This is a genomic window from Bdellovibrio sp. MYbb2, from assembly GCF_056175685.1.
Map to the genome: position 1 here is coordinate 349,973 of NZ_JBJKJI010000002.1, position 16,068 is coordinate 366,040.

Consider the following 16,068-nt stretch of genomic DNA (forward strand, 5'->3'; position numbering starts at 1 on the left):
GCTTGTTCGCACACCCCCGCCCTCGTCATTGCGGGGGCTTGGTGCTTTGGCCAGAATAAATCCATGGCACATGAATCTCAAACACAGCGAATTTCTGACTGGCACCGATCCACATTCGGCGGACATATCACCAGCAACGCCCGCGACATTGACACGCGTGACTTCACGCCGTCAGCCAAAGACTCGGATGTGCATTTTCAGGTCGACGGATTGAAGGTGCTCTTGAATGAACTTGCCGGAAAGGGCATTCAAATCGAGGATCAGGTGATAGAAAATGACTTTGGATCTTTTGCCTGGATTCAGGATCCCCAGGGCCAGCGGGTCGAATTGTGGGAACCCGCCCCTTGGCAGAACAATCTGATCAATCTGCCCGAGCCGGACTGAAATCACTTCAGATACTTATCATTGATCCTTTTGACTCCGCCTTCTTTTTTAAACTGTACCAGAGTTTTATTGAATCGCTCTGCCATCTGCTGATGGCTTTTGCCCGCCGCTTTTGAAAAGACCACATAGGACGGGTTTTCCGAAACAACATAAACCTGTTCAAACACGTCCTTGTACCCCATCCTCTTGACCAGAAACCAGAAGGCTTCTTCAGATGCGATGACCACATCAACACGCTTCACATCTGAGGCGCTGAGCTTTTTCACCAGCATCTCTTGAGTGGTGCTGTGATCCAGGCGCAGCTTTTTCTTGAAGGCATCAAAGACCGGCCCATAGGAATAACGGTCATTCACCCCGACCGTCAGTTTTTTGAAGTCCTCAAGGCCGGTGACCTTCACCTTGCGCTTTTTCAGAGCGAAAGCCATGTTGCGGGTGTATGTGACCGGCTCTTCGGTGAAGTAATAAACTTTTTTGCGTTCGTCGGTCATGAATGGCGGAAACAAGGCATCGACTTTGCCGGTTTCAGTCATCACTTCGGCCCGGGGCCAGGGGTAAGTTTCAAACACCGGTTCGACATTCATGCGTTTGCAGATTTCACGGATAATTTCGATGTAGGTGCCTTTGAGCTCCGTTCCTTCGCGATAAACCTTCGGCGGAATATCATCATAGGTGGCAAAGACAATTTTTTCTGCCCGGGCCGACATGGCAAACCACCACACCCCCAGCAATACCAAAAAGCGGGACATACTCATAAACCTACACGTACAAAAAGAGTTGGGACTCAGCATGTATTTGGATTGCCAAATGATCAACTGTTTTTGCCCTCCAACCCGGTGATATCAGGGACAAACCCAAGACAAATACAGACCATAATTCAGTGTCTAAAAAGCGGTGAATCCTGTCGTTTTTACTCTAAAGGGGTGATTTAAAGGGCATCCCCTGCACCGTGGCGCTTTACAGCTGGCAGGAGGCTTGCTTTGGCAATCGGGGTTGAATCCCTTTACACCGGAGTGATTGTGAAGTTGTTAGTAACCCGTCTTTTGTTGACGCTGGGCCTGCTGTGCTCATTCTTTTTGGAAATGGCCCTGGCCAAACAAGTGGACCTGCGCCCACTGCAAACCGAGGTCAAAGATCAAAAACGCCGCGACACTTGTGCGTATTTTGCCGTGTCGGCATTGATTGAATCCACCATCAAAGGCTTCACCGGCCAGGACTATGACATTTCGGAAGAGTACGAAATCTATCGCCACAAGGTGCAGTCCCCGTGGCGTCCTGAGGTGGAGTTCGGTAACACCTATCAATTGCTTTTGAATTTTTCCAACGGCAACAACCTGTATCTGGAAAAAGACCTGCCTTATCAGGAAAGCAGCCTGGATTTCACCAAGCCCTTCACTCCCGAGCAAACCAGCTTCTTTGATCTGCGCCAGCAACAAGTCACCCGTGTCGACTATCGCAGTATTCGCACCAAAATCATCACCCAGATGTGGGTGCGCAAACCCTGGTCAGAACTTTTCATCCAGGAACTGGATGCCAAGCGCCCGGTGGTTGTGACTTTGAAGGTATCCCTGTCCCACATCAACGACCAAAAAGGCACTTTCACGTTCAGCCCGCAAATCAATGCTGACTGTGACAGCGGTAAAATCAACTGCGGCGGCCACGCTGTTTTGATTGTTGGATATGACGACGAACAAAAAGTGTTTATGTTTAAAAACTCGTGGGGTCCAAAATGGGGCAACCAGGGATATGGCTTTGTGACCTTCGATCACGTTGATGGTTATTCAGATCAACCACTGACAGCGTATTTTGACAAACTCACCGGTCCCATGGTGAGAGTCACCGAACCCTAGCTTAAAATTCAAGCCATGAGTGCATTTCAGGAAAAACACTGGCATCACATGTTCAGCAACAAGGCCCGGGTTCTTTACCCGAGCTCGGATCCTGCGCATGACTATCTTCATATTATGCGTGTCGTACACACTGCCAAGCAGTTGTGTCAGGCCGAACACGCCCGCTGGGAAGTCGTGATGCCCGCAGCGTTCTTTCATGATTATATCAACGTTCCCAAAAATGACCCGCGCAGGCCGTACGCTTCAAAGCTTTCCGGAGAAGCGGCGATTGAATATCTGAAGTCGGTGCAATACCCGGAAGAATACTTCAATGACATCCGCCACGCCATCGAGGCACACAGCTATAGCGCCGCCATTAAGCCCGAAACCCTGGAAGCGCGCATCGTTCAGGATGCTGACCGTCTGGACAGCCTGGGGGCCATTGGCATCGCTCGCTGCTTTGCCGTGACGACCCAGCTCAGCCGCCCCTTCTATGCCGAAGAAGACCCGTGGGCTGAAGGCCGCGAACTGGATGACAAAAGTTATGGGATTGATCATTTCTTTTTGAAACTGTTCAAACTGGTGGATCACCTGAACACACCCACCGCAAAAAAAGAAGGCGAACATCGTGTCGCCTTCATCAGAACATATCTGGATCAGATCAAAAGGGAAATCTAGCGGCCGTTGTCTTCACCAAACATCGGCGCTGGTGTTTCCACAATACCGGCTTCGGTGACGAATTCACGCATCAGAATTGCCAAAGACGCGGTTTTTTCCGGTGGCATATTCTGAAGGGTTTCAATCATGTGTTCTTGAATGGTGCGGGGGATTTCGCTGAGTTTTTCCAGACCGGAGGGAGTGAGCGATACAACCACTTTACGGGAGTCTTCTTTCGAGATAGTGCGGGATACAAGGCCTTGCTCTTCGAGCTTCTTGACCACCACAGAAACGGAGCTTTGATGGGTGGTGGTCCTCAATGCCAGGTCATTGATGGAAAGCCCTGGTTCTTCTTTGAGTTTCTTCATCACAAAAATCTGTGCGGCACTCAAACCTAGATCTTTCTCGAACTGACTGGAAGACACGCGAAGGGCTTTGAAGATATGGCGGATATAGTCCATGACTTCACCCACCTCGGACCTGTACTCGGAATAAGTATTACTCATGAAATCAATTAAGTACTATTCGTAGAGATCGTGCAAACGATTTTTATATGTATTGCCATACATGACATTTTGCAAAGCCACACAGAAACTACGACGAAGAGATCTCAATGAACTCCGGCAAGCCTAGAGCTGCGGCTCCATTTGCGTTCGCAAAATCAATTCTGTACGAGCGAAGAGCGATGCGATTGGCAGAAAGCTCCACAGTTGATCCATAAAGTGTGTCGCCCACAATCGGAAACCCATGGCGACTTAAATCAAAACGCAATTGGTGCGAACGTCCAGTAACAGGATTCAAATCCCAGACCTGATATTCACCCTGCATGCCCCGGAAAGCCGCGACAGTAAGGCATTCCTTGCCTTGAGGGCTTTCATACGCCCGACGCTTTCCACGCAGCAAACGACAGCGCCACTCAAATGTGTTCCCCACTTGCGGGCTGAGTTTCAGTTTTTCATTCGGAACGTTGGCGGGAATGTGCGCGTAGCTCTGACCGGTGGTCAAAGCGCGATAAGTTTTTTTTACGGTCTTGTGTTCAAACCACGCATTGGCGTTGCGATGGGCGTCTGCGGTCTTGGCATAAACCACCAGGCCTGACACTTCGAAATCCAGTCGGTTCACCGGATAAATCTGAATCCCCTTTTCCTTCTGCAACGCTGTTCCCAGGCACAGACGGGCATCATCTTCTTCAAAGCGGCTGGGTGTGGAAAGCACACCTGCCGGTTTGTCACAGATGATAAAGTGAGTATTCTCAAATACGATCTGAATCATTTTTTACTAAGGCCTACGAGGAAGATCTCTTTGGAAATCTTGCGGGTGGAGTCCGGCTTCACCGCTTCAACTTTGGCGAAGGTCTTTTTCATTTCATCACGAAGTTTGCCGAAGTCATCACTGTGGAAGAGCTTGCACACGAAATGCCCGTCTTTTTTCAGGAAGCGACGAGCGACGTCCAAAGCCAGCTCACAAAGTTCCATGGACCTGGCCTGATCGGTCATGCGAATGCCCGTGGTCTTTGGTGCCATGTCTGACATCACGATATCAAAGGGAGGTACGAAACCATGTTCTTTGAAGATGTCTTCCAAATTCAAATCGCGAAGATCGGCTTGGATGAAAACAGCGTTCTTCAATTTCACGGTCACGGGGCTCAGGTCCACACCCAGGACACGGCCTCTTTCGCCTGCCATCTTGGAAGCATACTGTGACCAGGATCCCGGAGAAGCCCCCAGATCAAGTACCACCTGACCGGGCTTGAACATTTTGAATTTCTGGTCGATCTCTTCAAGTTTGAAGACGGAACGAGCCGCAAAGTTTTCCTGCTTTGCTTTTCTGAAGTAATGATCGCGAGGATTGTAAGTCATATCGGAGGGTTATCCAGCGAACCCCCGTCAAAGTCCACCCCTTTTTGGGGCCTCGGTAAAAAGGATTAAGCTTCGCGAGGCTCTTTCACCATGGCCAGCAGAATGCCCCCAGAAACGAATAGGATCAACAATCCGACCATGCCCCAGCGGGAGCTGCCGCTAAGCATGGCGCCAGCTGCCACCACCAGAGGGCCCAAAATAGAGGCAAAGCGGCCGACCAGGTTGAACAACCCAAAGTACTCGCCACTGGCCTCTTTCGGGATCATACGACCAAACATGGAACGGCTGAGCGATTGCACCCCACCCTGCACCAGACCTATCACGGTCGCCAGCAGATAGAAATGCGTCGCCGTCTTCATCTGGGTGGCGGCAATCACGGTCACACCGTACACCACGATGCAAACCAAAATAGGCATCTTCGCGCCCCAGCGCTTGGTCAAAGTCCCAAAGAAATACGCACAAGGGAAGCCGATAAACTGCGTGATCAAAAGGGCTGCAATCAAATCCTTGGATTCAAAACCGATCGAGATTCCATAATCCACAGCCATGGTCATCACGGTGTAAACTCCGTCGATATACAACCAATAAGCCACCATGAACATAAACAGATTGCGCTCTCTCATCAGGGCTTTCAGGGTCGCCTTTAACGTGCGCAGGCTTTCCATCGTCAATGCTCCGATACCCTTCACGGATCTTTCACCTGCAGGCTCTGGCACGTTCTTCATCAACGGCAAAGAAAACGCCAGCCACCATACAGACACAATCATGAACGACAGCTTGGTCGCCACGGTCGCATCCGGGATACCAAAACTTAGAGGATAAAGCGCCATCAGCACATTCAGCAGCAGCAGCACCCCGCCCCCCAAATAACCCAGCGAGTATCCGAGTGAGGATGCAAAGTCCATGTACTTGTGTTCAGCCACGTAAGGCAAAAGCGAATCATAAAAGACGCTGGCTGCATTGAAAGCCGCCAGAGTGATACCATAGGCCCACAGCGCACTGACCCAGTCCCCTTGCGGAATGAACCCCATCCACGCGCATCCCACAACACCAATCAAAGTGAAGAGCATGCAGAAAAGCTTTTTATAACCCTTCATATCCGCGATCACCCCCAGAGTGGGGCTTAGCAGTGCAATGGCCAGACTTGAAACGGAAATAGTGACACCCAAACGGGCTGTGGAAACAACGGCGTCCGTACCGACGCTCCAGTATTGTTTCAAGAAGACCGGAAAAAAAGCGGCCATAACAGTTGTCGCGTAACCACTGTTGGCCCAGTCATAAAAGGCCCAGCTAAGGATTTTCTTTTTCTGATTTGGATTCATGCTTCCCCCGCGCTTCAAAGAAAACACGGAACGCGGAAGAACGGAAGAAGAAAATCAGCGCCAGCAAAGTCATAACAAACATCAGGCTGGAAAGCGCATTCAGCTTGGGGCTGACCCCCAGTTTCATTGCCGTGTAAAGCTTGACGGGCAGCGTGTCCTGCCCCACTCCATTCACAAAATACGTGATCAGGAAGTCATCAAAGGACAACAGAAAACTTAAAGCCCCGCCGCCGATGATCGACGGCACCAGCAACGGAAACACCACCGAACGATAGGTCTGCCACTCGGTGGCCCCGAGATCGCGGGCGGCATCTTCAAGGCTGCGATCCATTGTCGCAAGCCGTGCCCCGACCGTCATCATCACATAGGAAATACTGAAACTGACATGGGCAATCACCACCGTTGTCAGCCCCAGCTCAAACTGCAAAATAAAGAACAACGACAACAATGAAAGCGCAAAAACGATTTCAGGAAATACCAGCGAAACCACCGACAATCCTTCGACTGCCCAGCGCCAGCCCCCCGCTGAACGGTGCAACCCCACCGCGGCACTGGTGCCAATCACCGTTGAAAGCAGACTTGCCGTCACACCGACCAGCACGCTGTTCTGCAAGGCATCCATCAAGGCCTGATCATTGACGACTTCGCTAAACCAGCGCAGTGTCCAGCTCCAGGATTCAGGCGTCTTTTCAATCAACGCCCCCAGAATCATGACCAGAATCGGCGTGTGCAGCAAAAGCAGCGTCACCCACAAAACGATTTTCGCCAGTCTGGGCGCCTGAGGACGGCTTCGCTCAATCGCGGGCACGGCGCGCCTCCCACATTCTGAACACCAATGCCAGCACCAGCAACAGCACCATCATCAGGACCGACAACGCCGCCCCGAAAGGCCAATCGCGGGCTTTCAAAAATTGCTCGGTGATCAGATTTCCATAAAGCATATTCTTGGCGCCACCCAAAAGATCCGGGATCACGTATTCACCCAATGAAGGAATGAACACCAGCAAAGATCCCGCCCAAAGGGCTTTTTTCAGATTCGGCAAAATCACCGTGAAAAGAATTTTCCAGACATCGGCCCCAAGATCCTGAGCCGCCTCCACCAATGAAAAATCAAACTTTTCAAAAGCGCCGTACAAAGGCAGCACCATGAACGGCAAATAAGTCGTGACCATCCCGTAAAGCACCAGCCACTTGTTCTGAGTCAGTGCAAACGCATCAAAGGGAATTCCCAGCAATGTCAGCCCGGCCTGCAACGGGCCGTCGGCTCCGACAAAAAGACGGATGGCATAAATGCGAATCACCAGATTGGTCAAAAACGGCAGGACGATGGCCATGACATAAAGCTGGCGCAAACGTGTGGAAGAAGTCGCCATGGACCAGGAAACCATCACTCCCAAAACCAGACAAATCCCGGTCGTGATCAGGGCCAGCTTGAAGCTTTCAGCAAAAATCCCCAGATAGGTCGGTGAAAAAGCACGCACATAGTTCGCTATGGTCCACGACCACTCAATACCACCGTAAGTTCCACGGGTGGCGAAACTCACAATGCCGACGATGATCAGCGGCAGCAGCACAAAGACCACAAGCCACAACCCCGCCGGCAGAAGGAACAAATCTCTTAATTTCACTTTTCACGCTCGCCAAAAACCATGGCACGGCGAACGTAGGCTTCGATGCTCATGCCCAGACGGATCTGATCCGGTGGCACGTTGATTTTACCTTTGATAAGACTGCCATCACCCAGACGAATGGTGGCCAGATCCTCACTGACCTCCACCAGTTCCCCGCGCAACAAGCTGGTGGATTCCACGAACTGAGAGGCAAAGATGGTTTCAGGATTTTCGTAAATCTCGCGCGGTGAACTGACTTGTTCCAAAACCCCACGGCTCATGATGCCGATACGGTCGGACAGCGCCAAAGCTTCTTCCTGATCGTGGGTCACACAGATGAAGGTCAAACCCAGCTTTTGTTGCAAAGCGCGCAGTTCCTTTTGCATGTGTTCACGCATGCGGTAATCCAGCGCCGACAAAGGTTCATCCAGCAAAAGCACGCGGGGTTCATTCACCAAAGCTCGGGCCACGGCCACGCGCTGGGACTGCCCGCCGGACAACGTTTCAGGCTTGCGGTCACGGAATTCACCCATGTCCACCAAGGCCAGCACTTCAGCCACCTTGGCCTCGATCTGATCTTTACCCAAACCTTTCAGGCGCAGACCATAGGCGATGTTTTCCCCCACCGTCATGTGCGGGAAAAGAGCATAGCGCTGAAAGACCATGTTAAAGGGACGTTTTTGAGCGGGAAGATGATCCACGCGCTGACCATCCAGCAGAATCTGCCCGGAAGTGGCGCCTTCAAGACCGGCAATGATACGAAGAAGTGTTGTCTTTCCACATCCACTTGGACCCAACAGAGAAAAGAACTCCCCTTCCCCAATGGAAAGGTTGATTCCCTTCAGGGCCGTTTGACTGGAAAAACTCTTGCCGATATTCAGAAGTTCCAACATGCTTCTAACAATAAGAAGGAAATAAAAAAATGTCGAGAATATTGATGGCCGGCCTGGCTCTTTGTGGGTTGCTGGCGGGATGTACAAAAAAGTCTGCTGAAGTTTCTGAAGCCAAAGAAGTCAACCTGTCCATCTGGGGCAACTATCTTTCCCCGGAACTGCAGGCTCAGTTCGAGAAAGAAACCGGCATCAAGATCAATATCTCCAACTATTCCTCGAATGAAGAACTGCTGGCAAAAGTTCAGATGGGCTCTTCCGGCATCGACGTGGCCGTGCCTTCCGACTATATGGTTGAAGTCATGTCCAAAATGAATCTGCTGGAAACACTGAAGCAAGATCAGATTTCAAACAAAACCCTGATTGATCCTCAGTTCCTGAAACAGAACTACGATCCCGAGAACAAGTTTTCGTTACCGTACATCTGGACAACTGCGGGTATCGCCGTGAACCGCGATCTTTACAAAGGCCCGATCAAAAGCTGGAAAGATCTTCTGGAAAACCCACAGCTGAAAGGCAAATTCGCCCTTTTGGATGACGTGCGCGAAACCCTGGGCGCCGCCCTGAAAATGAACGGCTTCAGCGTGAACAGCACCAACCCGGAAGAAATCAAAAAAGCCAAAGACACACTGCTGAAGGCAAAAAAGAACGTAAAAATGTTCGCCTCTGACACCATCGACATCCTGAACAACAAGGAAGTCGCTGCCGCCCAGACCTATTCCTCGGACGCCCTTCAAGCCGCAGACAAGTCCCCAGGCAAAATCGAATACATCATCCCTACCGAAGGCGGAACCTTCGCCATCGACAACCTGGTCATCATCAAAGGCGCCAAACACCCCGAAGCCGCCCACAAGCTGATCAACTTCCTGCTAAGTGAACAGGCAGAAATCAACCGAGTAAAAACAATCTTGGGCGGTCCTGTCCTGAAAAACACCAAAGCATCCCTGCCAAAAGAAATGCAAAACAACAGCGCACTGTTCCCGGATGAAGCGACTCTAAAAAAACTAGAACGAATCCAGGACCAAGGCGAGAAAAACAAGCTCTTCGAAGACTCTTGGACAGAAATTAAAACTCACTGATTGTGGGTTCGTCAGTTGCCGGGTGGCGCGGGGTTTGGCTGGGGTCTTGAGGGATCCCGCCTCCACGGTACGCCATCCGGACTCAGTTGCCGCTCGTCCCCTTCGGGGCCGAGTTCGCGCCATCCGGGCGCCGGCAAAGACCGCTGCGGCGGGCTCCCTCAAGTCCCCATCCAAATTGTTCCATTCGGAAATATCTAACAATCAGTGGATTCTTAACTGCGCAGGCACGCGATGTTCGGTGCCAAGTACGGCAGAACTTCGAAGCGCATTGTTTTTGAGCGCAGGTAAACGACGATATGCCTTTGAACCGATTTCTTTGTGATGAGATGTTCGGAAGTAGTTTCTGAATTGATTGGGACAACGCAAATTTGCTGGTGAGCTTGGACAGTGCCAGCGCGAAGGGGGCTTTGTCGGCGCCCGGACGGCGTCCCCCGCAGCGCTGGGACTGGCCAAGTTCGCAAGCAAATCCCCGCGCTAAGACGGACAAGGCAATTCAGGAACTACTTCCGAACAGCTTCCTCAGCGATGACTTCGACCTGTTCGATGGCCGCATCGTTGTGGACTCTTGAGTCTTCGCTGCGAAGTTCGGAGTACAAACAAGCGACTCCGATGACGGTCAGAATCAAGCCCGTGCCTATGTATAAGGTCACGCTTCTTCTGCTTTGGTTAAAGAGGAAGTAACAAAGGCCGATCAAGATCAGGATCGGGCCTAACACTGCTGTTGAGGCAAGCACCTGCCTGAGCGCAAATGCGCCAAGCTCCGTATTCATAACCACCACCTACGTTCAATTATTTTGGTTATTTCGTATAACTTTTCGGCAGGACTTTGATAGAGCTAAAGGGGGTTGCAGTAAATTCCCCACCTGGGGGATAAATCGTAATACTGACGGCTCAAAGTGAAATTTGTGACAGCCAGACATCCGGTTTCGAGACAATTGTGAGGTGATTTAAGCCTTCCACCCTACGAATGTTCGCTCCGGCCTCAGTAAAGAGATCCACATGGCGCTGCGGGATGATGAGTTCATCCTGATCGGCCACCACGACTTGCACCGGCGGCTGCATCTTCTGAAGTTCCGCCATGATATTTTCCGACGGCGCCACTGCCGCCAGATAAGCCGCACTGTAAGTCAGCTTTTCCTGACCACTGATGAATTCCGCAGGCATGTTGACTTTAAAGCCACCAGTGCTGTCTGGCGAAATCCATCCGCCGAAGTTCTCACGGAAAACATTCAAACTTGGCGGCAGATACGGCGAGATCGCCAGGAATTTGGCGAACTGCTTGCGGATGTCAGACACCGCCACACGCAATACGAAGCCGCCACCCAACGAGTGCCCGACCAGTCCTATGCGCGAAACCGCGCGAGTCATTTTAATGTGAATGACAAGCTCTTCAAGATCGATTTCAAATTGATGCTGCGATTGGGGATCTTCCGCATTCAAGCTGGCACCGTGACCGCGCAGGTCCGGGGTCACAACGGTTCCAAGGCCAGCTTGAGCCATGGCGGAAGCCAGCACACACATGTACCGGCTGTCGCTGCCCACCCCATGATACAGAACAATCAAATTGTCCGACCATGCGGGGTAAACACGATAAGACAGAACATCCCCCTGGCGAGTGCGAAAAGTTTCAAGCGGGGACAGTTTTCCCAGCGGGATTTTGAAACTTTTCAGATCCAGGATTTTGCCAGTCATTAAGCCATCTGCTCTTGCTGTTTTTTGTGGTGATAGTATTCGTAGTCGCCGTCATAGATGCGAATCTGATTCTTGTCGACTTCAAACACTCGGGTGGTCACTTCGCGCAGGAAGTGACGATCATGCGATACGATCATCACTGTGCCCGGGAATTTCTTGATCGCATCAAGAAGCAATTCACGGGATTTGATGTCCAAGTGATTCGTCGGCTCATCCAGAATAAGCAAATTCACCGGCTGCGCCAGAATGCAGGCCAGAACCACACGGGACTTTTCACCACCCGACAGGATCGAGATCTTTTTCTCGGCTTCTTCACCCGAGAATTTGAAAGCACCCAGCAGGCTTCGCACCGTGCCCATACCGGCATTCGGAATGCGAGAGTGAACTTCATCAACAATTGTCATTTTCGGATCAAGAACATCCAAAGAATTCTGAGAGAAGTACCCCAGACTGATAGAAGCACCCAAAGTCATTTTTCCTTCGGTGGCTTCAGCGTGACCCGCGATGATTTTAAGCAATGTGGATTTACCCGCACCGTTCACACCTACAACCGCAATACGGTCCTGACGTTTCACCAGCGCATTGGCACCAGAAAAGACAAGCTTTTCCTTGCCGTCATCACGTGTCCAGATTTTGGAAAGACCTTCCAGCTTCACAACCTCGTCCCCGCCACGCGCAGGCACCGGCCATTCAAATTTAATTTCGTTTTCCTCTTCCGGAATTTCAATACGATCAATTTTTTCAAGTTTCTTCACACGCGACTGAACTTGTGCGGCGTGGGAAGCACGGGCTGCAAAGCGGGCAATAAATTCTTCTTCTTTCGCCAGCATGTCTTCCTGGCGTTTCGCTGCGGCGATCAGCTGTTCTTTGCGGATGTCCCGCTCTTTTTCGTAGAAGTCATAGTTGCCACCGTAAACCGTGATGGTTTTATTGGCGATCTCGACGATCTTGCCAACCAGGCGGTTCATGAAGTCACGATCGTGACTTGTCATCAGGATCGCGCCCTTGAAGTTCACCAGCCACTCTTCCAGCCAGACGATGGATTCCACGTCCAAGTGATTCGTCGGCTCATCCATCAGCAAAACTTCTGGGTTCAATGCCAGGATCTTTGCCAAAGCAATACGCATTTTCCAACCGCCCGAGAAGCTTTCGCTGGGGCGATGATAATCATCCGGACCGATACCAAGACCGGTCAGGATTTCCGCAGCGCGGGATTCAAGGTCATAACCACCCAGGCGTTCGAATTCGCCCTGCAGTTCACCGTAGACCTCCAGAATCTTCATCATTTCATCCGGATCCAAATCCGGGTCCGCAAGCTTGGCTTCACATTCCTGCATGCGCACTTGCATGTCGCCGATGTTGCCCACCGCAGATTTGACTTCTTCGATAGCGGACTTCCCCTTCATCTCTTCGATGTTCTGGGAGAAGTAACCGATCACAGTGCGATCCGATTTGGAAATAGTGCCGCCGTCGATGCCCTCTTCGCCCATAATGATGCGGAAGATGGTGGTTTTACCGGCGCCGTTGGGGCCGACCAGACCGATTTTCTCTCCGGCATTGATCTGGAAAGATCCGTTGCGATAGAGGACTTTGTTACCCTGCTGCTTGGTGATATTTGATAAATGAATCATAGGTCCTTCGTATAACTTTTTTTGCTTCTGAAGGCTTCAAAAATTTCGGGAAAATCTGCCTTCTTTTTTAGCACCACTCAGAGTCTACACAAAAAATCACAAATTCGGGAATTTTCTGGTCCAAATCCCTAAGAGATATCAAGGACTTCGCCAAATATAGACCCGCCTCACATGGTCCCGACGTTGCTCTGGTAAGGCTGCGGGGGTTACACATGATCGCAACAAAGAACCACACAGCAGTTAAAAACAATACAATCGGTGCCGCCTTGATTTCACTCGTTGTTCTGTTCACAGGTTGTGCAAATTCCAGTCAATTTCCAGTCACCAGTCTGGATGATTCAAACCAAAGTGCAGGGGTCACTGATCCCGGCAGCACCGATCCGGGTGATGATACAGACACCGGTGTGACACCCACACCAACGCCGACCCCAGAGCCTGAACCAGAGCCCGGCTACAAGATGCAGGCCCTGGCTTGGGAAAGCACCAAATACCCCGAGCGCACCGAATGGTCCAAATTTCTGCAAGAGCTTATCCTGAACGAATGGAGCAGCCTGCTTCCCGGTGCTGATGACATCACCACGTTCTGCCCGAAATACAACACTCTGGACAACAACCAGCGAGCCAATGCCTGGGCTCAGCTTTTTGTCGCCATCGCAAAATATGAGAGCGCCTACAGTCCCGTGTCGCGCATGCAGGAAACCACCATGGGATCGGACCCGGTTACCGGCAAGGCGGTGTATTCCGAGGGGCTTTTGCAGCTTTCCTATCAAGACGTACAATGGGCGCGCTATTGCAAATTCGACTGGCAAAAGGATAAAAACCTGGCTGCCACCGATCCAAAGAAAACCATTTTGGATCCCTATATCAACCTGCACTGCGGAGTCGGCATCATGGCCGGCCAAATCAAAAGTAAAGGTCGTATTGTCGTAAGTTCAGGGGTGTATTGGGCGGTGATCAAATCCGGCGGAAAGTACCAACAAATCAACAACATCGCGGCTATCGTCAAGACCCTTCCCTTGTGCAAATAGTTCATTATTCTCGGAAATTCGGAAATATTAAAAATATATAAAGCTTTTCGCGCCAAGATCGACTATCTTGGCGCATCTTTTTGAAGTGGGCTTGGATCTGCCGCAAGCAGTGCGGTATCAATGCACATATGGTGTTTTTTATTTGAGACCACTTCCTATTACCTGAAAGGTCTCTAATGACTCCGTTAACAACCGTAGATAATTTTGAAAACTTTGGACTGAGTGCACCCGTAATGGCTGCGATGGCAGACATGGGCTTCACCACTCCAACTCCGATCCAGCGTCAGGCTTTGCCGATTCTGCTGGCTGGTGCCAATGACTTTATCGGTCTGGCATCCACTGGTACGGGTAAAACCGCTGCCTTCGGTATCCCGCTGATTGAAAACATCGACAGCACCACCAAAGACACTCAGGCTCTTGTCCTGAGCCCAACGCGTGAGCTGGCTCTGCAAGTAGCAGAACAGCTGACTTTGCTGGGTAAGAAAAAAGGCGTTCGCGTAGTAACCATCTACGGTGGCGCTTCTTACCGCACACAGATCGACGGTGTTAAACGTGGCGCGCACATTGTTGTGGCGACTCCGGGCCGTCTGGTTGATTTCCTTGAACAGAAAATGATCAAACTTCAGAGCGTTAAAACTGTCGTTCTGGATGAAGCTGACGAAATGCTTTCCATGGGTTTCAAAGAAGCTCTGGAAACAATTCTTTCTGCAACTCAGCCGGAAGATTCTGACTCTGTACGTGCGGCTTGCCGTACGTGGTTGTTCTCTGCAACCATGTCTTCTGAAGTTCGTCGTTTGACTTCCACTTACCTTGAAAACCCTGAAACTGTATCTGTGAACAAAGTGGGCGGCACTGCTGACACTATCGAGCAGATCTACTACACAGTTAAAAACTCCTACAAAACAGAAGTGATTGCACGTCTGTTGCAAACGGCTCCGGAATTCTATGGCATCATTTTCTGCCAGACGAAAATGGAAGTGGCAGAGCTTGCTGACATTCTGACCCAGCGTGGATTCCCGGCGGATTCTCTGCACGGTGACAAGTCCCAGCAGGAACGTGAAGCGACTTTGAAGAAATTCAAACAGCGTCAGGTGAAAGTGATCGTGGCAACAGACGTTGCTGCCCGCGGTCTGGACATCAAGGATCTGACTCACGTTGTGAATCACTCTTTGCCTTGGGATTCTGAATCTTACGTTCACCGTATCGGCCGTACCGGTCGTAATGGTCAAAAAGGAACTGCAATCACTTTGGTGAATCCAGAGCAACTGACTCTTCTTCGCCGTGTGATGCAAAACACGAAAGCCGTTTTGACCAAAGGTGTTGTTCCTTCTGCTGATGAAGTGGCTGGTCTGAAAATCAAAGACGTTATGGATAAAGTCAGCACAATGGACGCTGAATCCGTGCCATTGCAACTGGCGATGGACCTGATCCAGGATCTGATCCAGGCTGAAGACATCAACTTCAAAGAGCTTTCCAAAGAAGAGCTTCTGGGTCGCTTTATCGCGGCTTACTTCCCGAACGTGTTCGTGAAGAAAGATCTGATGCTGGACTACATGGGCGACCGCGTTCCTCGTGAATTGTTGCCACGTGATCCAAACGACAACCGCTTCTCTCGCGGCCGTGGTGGTGATCGTCGTGATGACCGTGATGATTCCCGTGCCCGCCGTCCATTCGGTGGCGGCCGTGGCGCCAGCGCCCCTGCCCGTGGCTTCCGTTCTGAAGGTGCTCGCGCTGAGTTCAACGGAGGCGAAGTGCGCGCAGAAAGAACCGAAAGACCGGTTTTCCGTGACCGCCCGGAAAGAACTGAACGTCCTGAGCGCAGCGAACGTGCTGAACGCGCAGAGCGTTCCGAGCGTTCTTACCGTGCTTCCGGCAACAGCGACTCTCGTCCGCCTCGCGCTGAACGCAGTGAGCGTTCTGAGCGCCCTCAGCGTTCCGAGACAGACCGTCCAGAGCGTCGTGGTGACCACCCAGGCATCAAACGCTTCCGTGGTCCTAAACGTCAGTTCCGCGACTAATAACATCATTGTCTCGTTCTGAGACAGCGCAGTTTTGTCACGACAGTGTGATATTTCTGAACAAGAGCAGAC

At 51.1% G+C, this 16,068-nt stretch carries 17 protein-coding genes; 6 read left to right on the top strand and 11 right to left on the bottom strand.

Annotation, left to right across the window (positions count from 1 at the left end; all coding sequences use genetic code 11):
• The first annotated feature begins 63 nt into the window (after positions 1-63).
• Complete coding sequence (locus AC04MQ_RS11595) at positions 64-384, top strand: VOC family protein (protein ID WP_015090571.1); 321 nt, start codon at positions 64-66, stop codon at positions 382-384.
• 2 nt (positions 385-386) lie between these two features.
• On the opposite strand, the gene AC04MQ_RS11600 is transcribed toward AC04MQ_RS11595, so the two are convergent.
• Positions 387-1,130, bottom strand: a complete 744-nt coding sequence (locus tag AC04MQ_RS11600) for a substrate-binding periplasmic protein (RefSeq protein WP_015090570.1) — start codon at positions 1,128-1,130, stop codon at positions 387-389.
• Positions 1,131-1,361: 231 nt separating this feature from the next.
• On the opposite strand from AC04MQ_RS11600, the gene AC04MQ_RS11605 reads away from it, so the two are divergent.
• Positions 1,362-2,231: a C1 family peptidase gene (locus AC04MQ_RS11605; RefSeq protein ID WP_015090569.1), complete on the top strand. Its 870-nt coding sequence runs from the start codon at positions 1,362-1,364 to the stop codon at positions 2,229-2,231.
• A 15-nt stretch (positions 2,232-2,246) separates the two neighbouring features.
• Positions 2,247-2,888: an HD domain-containing protein gene (locus AC04MQ_RS11610; protein ID WP_015090568.1), complete on the top strand. Its 642-nt coding sequence runs from the start codon at positions 2,247-2,249 to the stop codon at positions 2,886-2,888.
• Here the strand turns inward: AC04MQ_RS11610 and AC04MQ_RS11615 are convergent.
• The 7 genes from AC04MQ_RS11615 to AC04MQ_RS11645 form a co-directional block, all read right to left on the bottom strand.
• Positions 2,885-3,373 (bottom strand): MarR family winged helix-turn-helix transcriptional regulator, encoded by a 489-nt coding sequence (locus AC04MQ_RS11615; protein ID WP_475392122.1) that lies wholly within the window; start codon positions 3,371-3,373, stop codon positions 2,885-2,887. The two genes, AC04MQ_RS11610 and AC04MQ_RS11615, sit on opposite strands and share 4 nt — an antisense overlap.
• An 88-nt stretch (positions 3,374-3,461) precedes the next feature.
• Positions 3,462-4,139, bottom strand: coding sequence for an RluA family pseudouridine synthase (locus AC04MQ_RS11620; protein ID WP_475392123.1), 678 nt, complete (start codon positions 4,137-4,139; stop codon positions 3,462-3,464).
• Entirely contained in the window at positions 4,136-4,726 is a 591-nt protein-coding gene (locus AC04MQ_RS11625; RefSeq protein WP_015090565.1) for an RlmE family RNA methyltransferase, read from the bottom strand. The genes AC04MQ_RS11620 and AC04MQ_RS11625 overlap by 4 nt, the downstream gene beginning before the upstream one ends.
• A 65-nt stretch (positions 4,727-4,791) precedes the next feature.
• Entirely contained in the window at positions 4,792-6,048 is a 1,257-nt protein-coding gene (locus AC04MQ_RS11630) for an MFS transporter (protein ID WP_475392124.1), read from the bottom strand.
• Positions 6,017-6,856: an ABC transporter permease gene (locus tag AC04MQ_RS11635; RefSeq protein ID WP_475392125.1), complete on the bottom strand. Its 840-nt coding sequence runs from the start codon at positions 6,854-6,856 to the stop codon at positions 6,017-6,019. The genes AC04MQ_RS11630 and AC04MQ_RS11635 overlap by 32 nt, the downstream gene beginning before the upstream one ends.
• Complete coding sequence (locus AC04MQ_RS11640) at positions 6,843-7,676, bottom strand: ABC transporter permease (RefSeq protein WP_475392126.1); 834 nt, start codon at positions 7,674-7,676, stop codon at positions 6,843-6,845. Before AC04MQ_RS11640 ends, AC04MQ_RS11635 begins: the two co-directional genes overlap by 14 nt.
• Entirely contained in the window at positions 7,673-8,551 is an 879-nt protein-coding gene (locus AC04MQ_RS11645; protein ID WP_015090561.1) for an ABC transporter ATP-binding protein, read from the bottom strand. Before AC04MQ_RS11645 ends, AC04MQ_RS11640 begins: the two co-directional genes overlap by 4 nt.
• Positions 8,552-8,580: 29 nt before the next feature.
• Between AC04MQ_RS11645 and AC04MQ_RS11650 the strand changes: the two genes are divergently transcribed.
• On the top strand, positions 8,581-9,627 hold the full coding sequence (locus AC04MQ_RS11650; RefSeq protein WP_475392127.1) for a polyamine ABC transporter substrate-binding protein: 1,047 nt from the start codon (positions 8,581-8,583) through the stop codon (positions 9,625-9,627).
• A 500-nt stretch (positions 9,628-10,127) separates the two neighbouring features.
• Here AC04MQ_RS11650 and AC04MQ_RS11655 read toward each other — a convergent pair whose 3' ends face one another.
• From AC04MQ_RS11655 to AC04MQ_RS11665, 3 genes are all read right to left on the bottom strand, one after another.
• Positions 10,128-10,397, bottom strand: coding sequence for a hypothetical protein (locus tag AC04MQ_RS11655; RefSeq protein ID WP_041577309.1), 270 nt, complete (start codon positions 10,395-10,397; stop codon positions 10,128-10,130).
• A 121-nt stretch (positions 10,398-10,518) separates the two neighbouring features.
• Positions 10,519-11,319, bottom strand: coding sequence for an alpha/beta hydrolase (locus AC04MQ_RS11660; RefSeq protein WP_475392128.1), 801 nt, complete (start codon positions 11,317-11,319; stop codon positions 10,519-10,521).
• On the bottom strand, positions 11,319-12,950 hold the full coding sequence (locus tag AC04MQ_RS11665; protein WP_475392129.1) for an ABC-F family ATP-binding cassette domain-containing protein: 1,632 nt from the start codon (positions 12,948-12,950) through the stop codon (positions 11,319-11,321). Before AC04MQ_RS11665 ends, AC04MQ_RS11660 begins: the two co-directional genes overlap by 1 nt.
• Before the next feature lie 212 nt (positions 12,951-13,162).
• Between AC04MQ_RS11665 and AC04MQ_RS11670 the strand changes: the two genes are divergently transcribed.
• On the top strand, positions 13,163-13,978 hold the full coding sequence (locus AC04MQ_RS11670; protein ID WP_015090555.1) for a hypothetical protein: 816 nt from the start codon (positions 13,163-13,165) through the stop codon (positions 13,976-13,978).
• Between the two features lie 176 nt (positions 13,979-14,154).
• A complete protein-coding gene (locus AC04MQ_RS11675) occupies positions 14,155-15,996 on the top strand; it encodes a DEAD/DEAH box helicase (protein ID WP_148278751.1) in 1,842 nt (613 codons plus the stop codon).
• The last annotated feature ends 72 nt before the right edge of the window (positions 15,997-16,068 follow it).

Excerpts from the sequence above, each read along its gene's own strand:
- AC04MQ_RS11655 (WP_041577309.1), bottom strand. The coding sequence starts at position 10,397 with ATGAATACGGAGCTTGGCGCATTTGCGCTCAGGCAGGTGCTTGCCTCA.
- AC04MQ_RS11645 (WP_015090561.1), bottom strand. The coding sequence starts at position 8,551 with ATGTTGGAACTTCTGAATATCGGCAAGAGTTTTTCCAGTCAAACGGCC.
- AC04MQ_RS11615 (WP_475392122.1), bottom strand. The coding sequence starts at position 3,373 with ATGAGTAATACTTATTCCGAGTACAGGTCCGAGGTGGGTGAAGTCATG.
- AC04MQ_RS11650 (WP_475392127.1), top strand. The coding sequence starts at position 8,581 with ATGTCGAGAATATTGATGGCCGGCCTGGCTCTTTGTGGGTTGCTGGCG.
- AC04MQ_RS11620 (WP_475392123.1), bottom strand. The coding sequence starts at position 4,139 with ATGATTCAGATCGTATTTGAGAATACTCACTTTATCATCTGTGACAAA.
- AC04MQ_RS11610 (WP_015090568.1), top strand. The coding sequence starts at position 2,247 with ATGAGTGCATTTCAGGAAAAACACTGGCATCACATGTTCAGCAACAAG.
- AC04MQ_RS11625 (WP_015090565.1), bottom strand. The coding sequence starts at position 4,726 with ATGACTTACAATCCTCGCGATCATTACTTCAGAAAAGCAAAGCAGGAA.
- AC04MQ_RS11660 (WP_475392128.1), bottom strand. The coding sequence starts at position 11,319 with ATGACTGGCAAAATCCTGGATCTGAAAAGTTTCAAAATCCCGCTGGGA.
- AC04MQ_RS11665 (WP_475392129.1), bottom strand. The coding sequence starts at position 12,950 with ATGATTCATTTATCAAATATCACCAAGCAGCAGGGTAACAAAGTCCTC.
- AC04MQ_RS11600 (WP_015090570.1), bottom strand. The coding sequence starts at position 1,130 with ATGTCCCGCTTTTTGGTATTGCTGGGGGTGTGGTGGTTTGCCATGTCG.
- AC04MQ_RS11675 (WP_148278751.1), top strand. The coding sequence starts at position 14,155 with ATGACTCCGTTAACAACCGTAGATAATTTTGAAAACTTTGGACTGAGT.
- AC04MQ_RS11670 (WP_015090555.1), top strand. The coding sequence starts at position 13,163 with ATGATCGCAACAAAGAACCACACAGCAGTTAAAAACAATACAATCGGT.
- AC04MQ_RS11630 (WP_475392124.1), bottom strand. The coding sequence starts at position 6,048 with ATGAATCCAAATCAGAAAAAGAAAATCCTTAGCTGGGCCTTTTATGAC.
- AC04MQ_RS11595 (WP_015090571.1), top strand. The coding sequence starts at position 64 with ATGGCACATGAATCTCAAACACAGCGAATTTCTGACTGGCACCGATCC.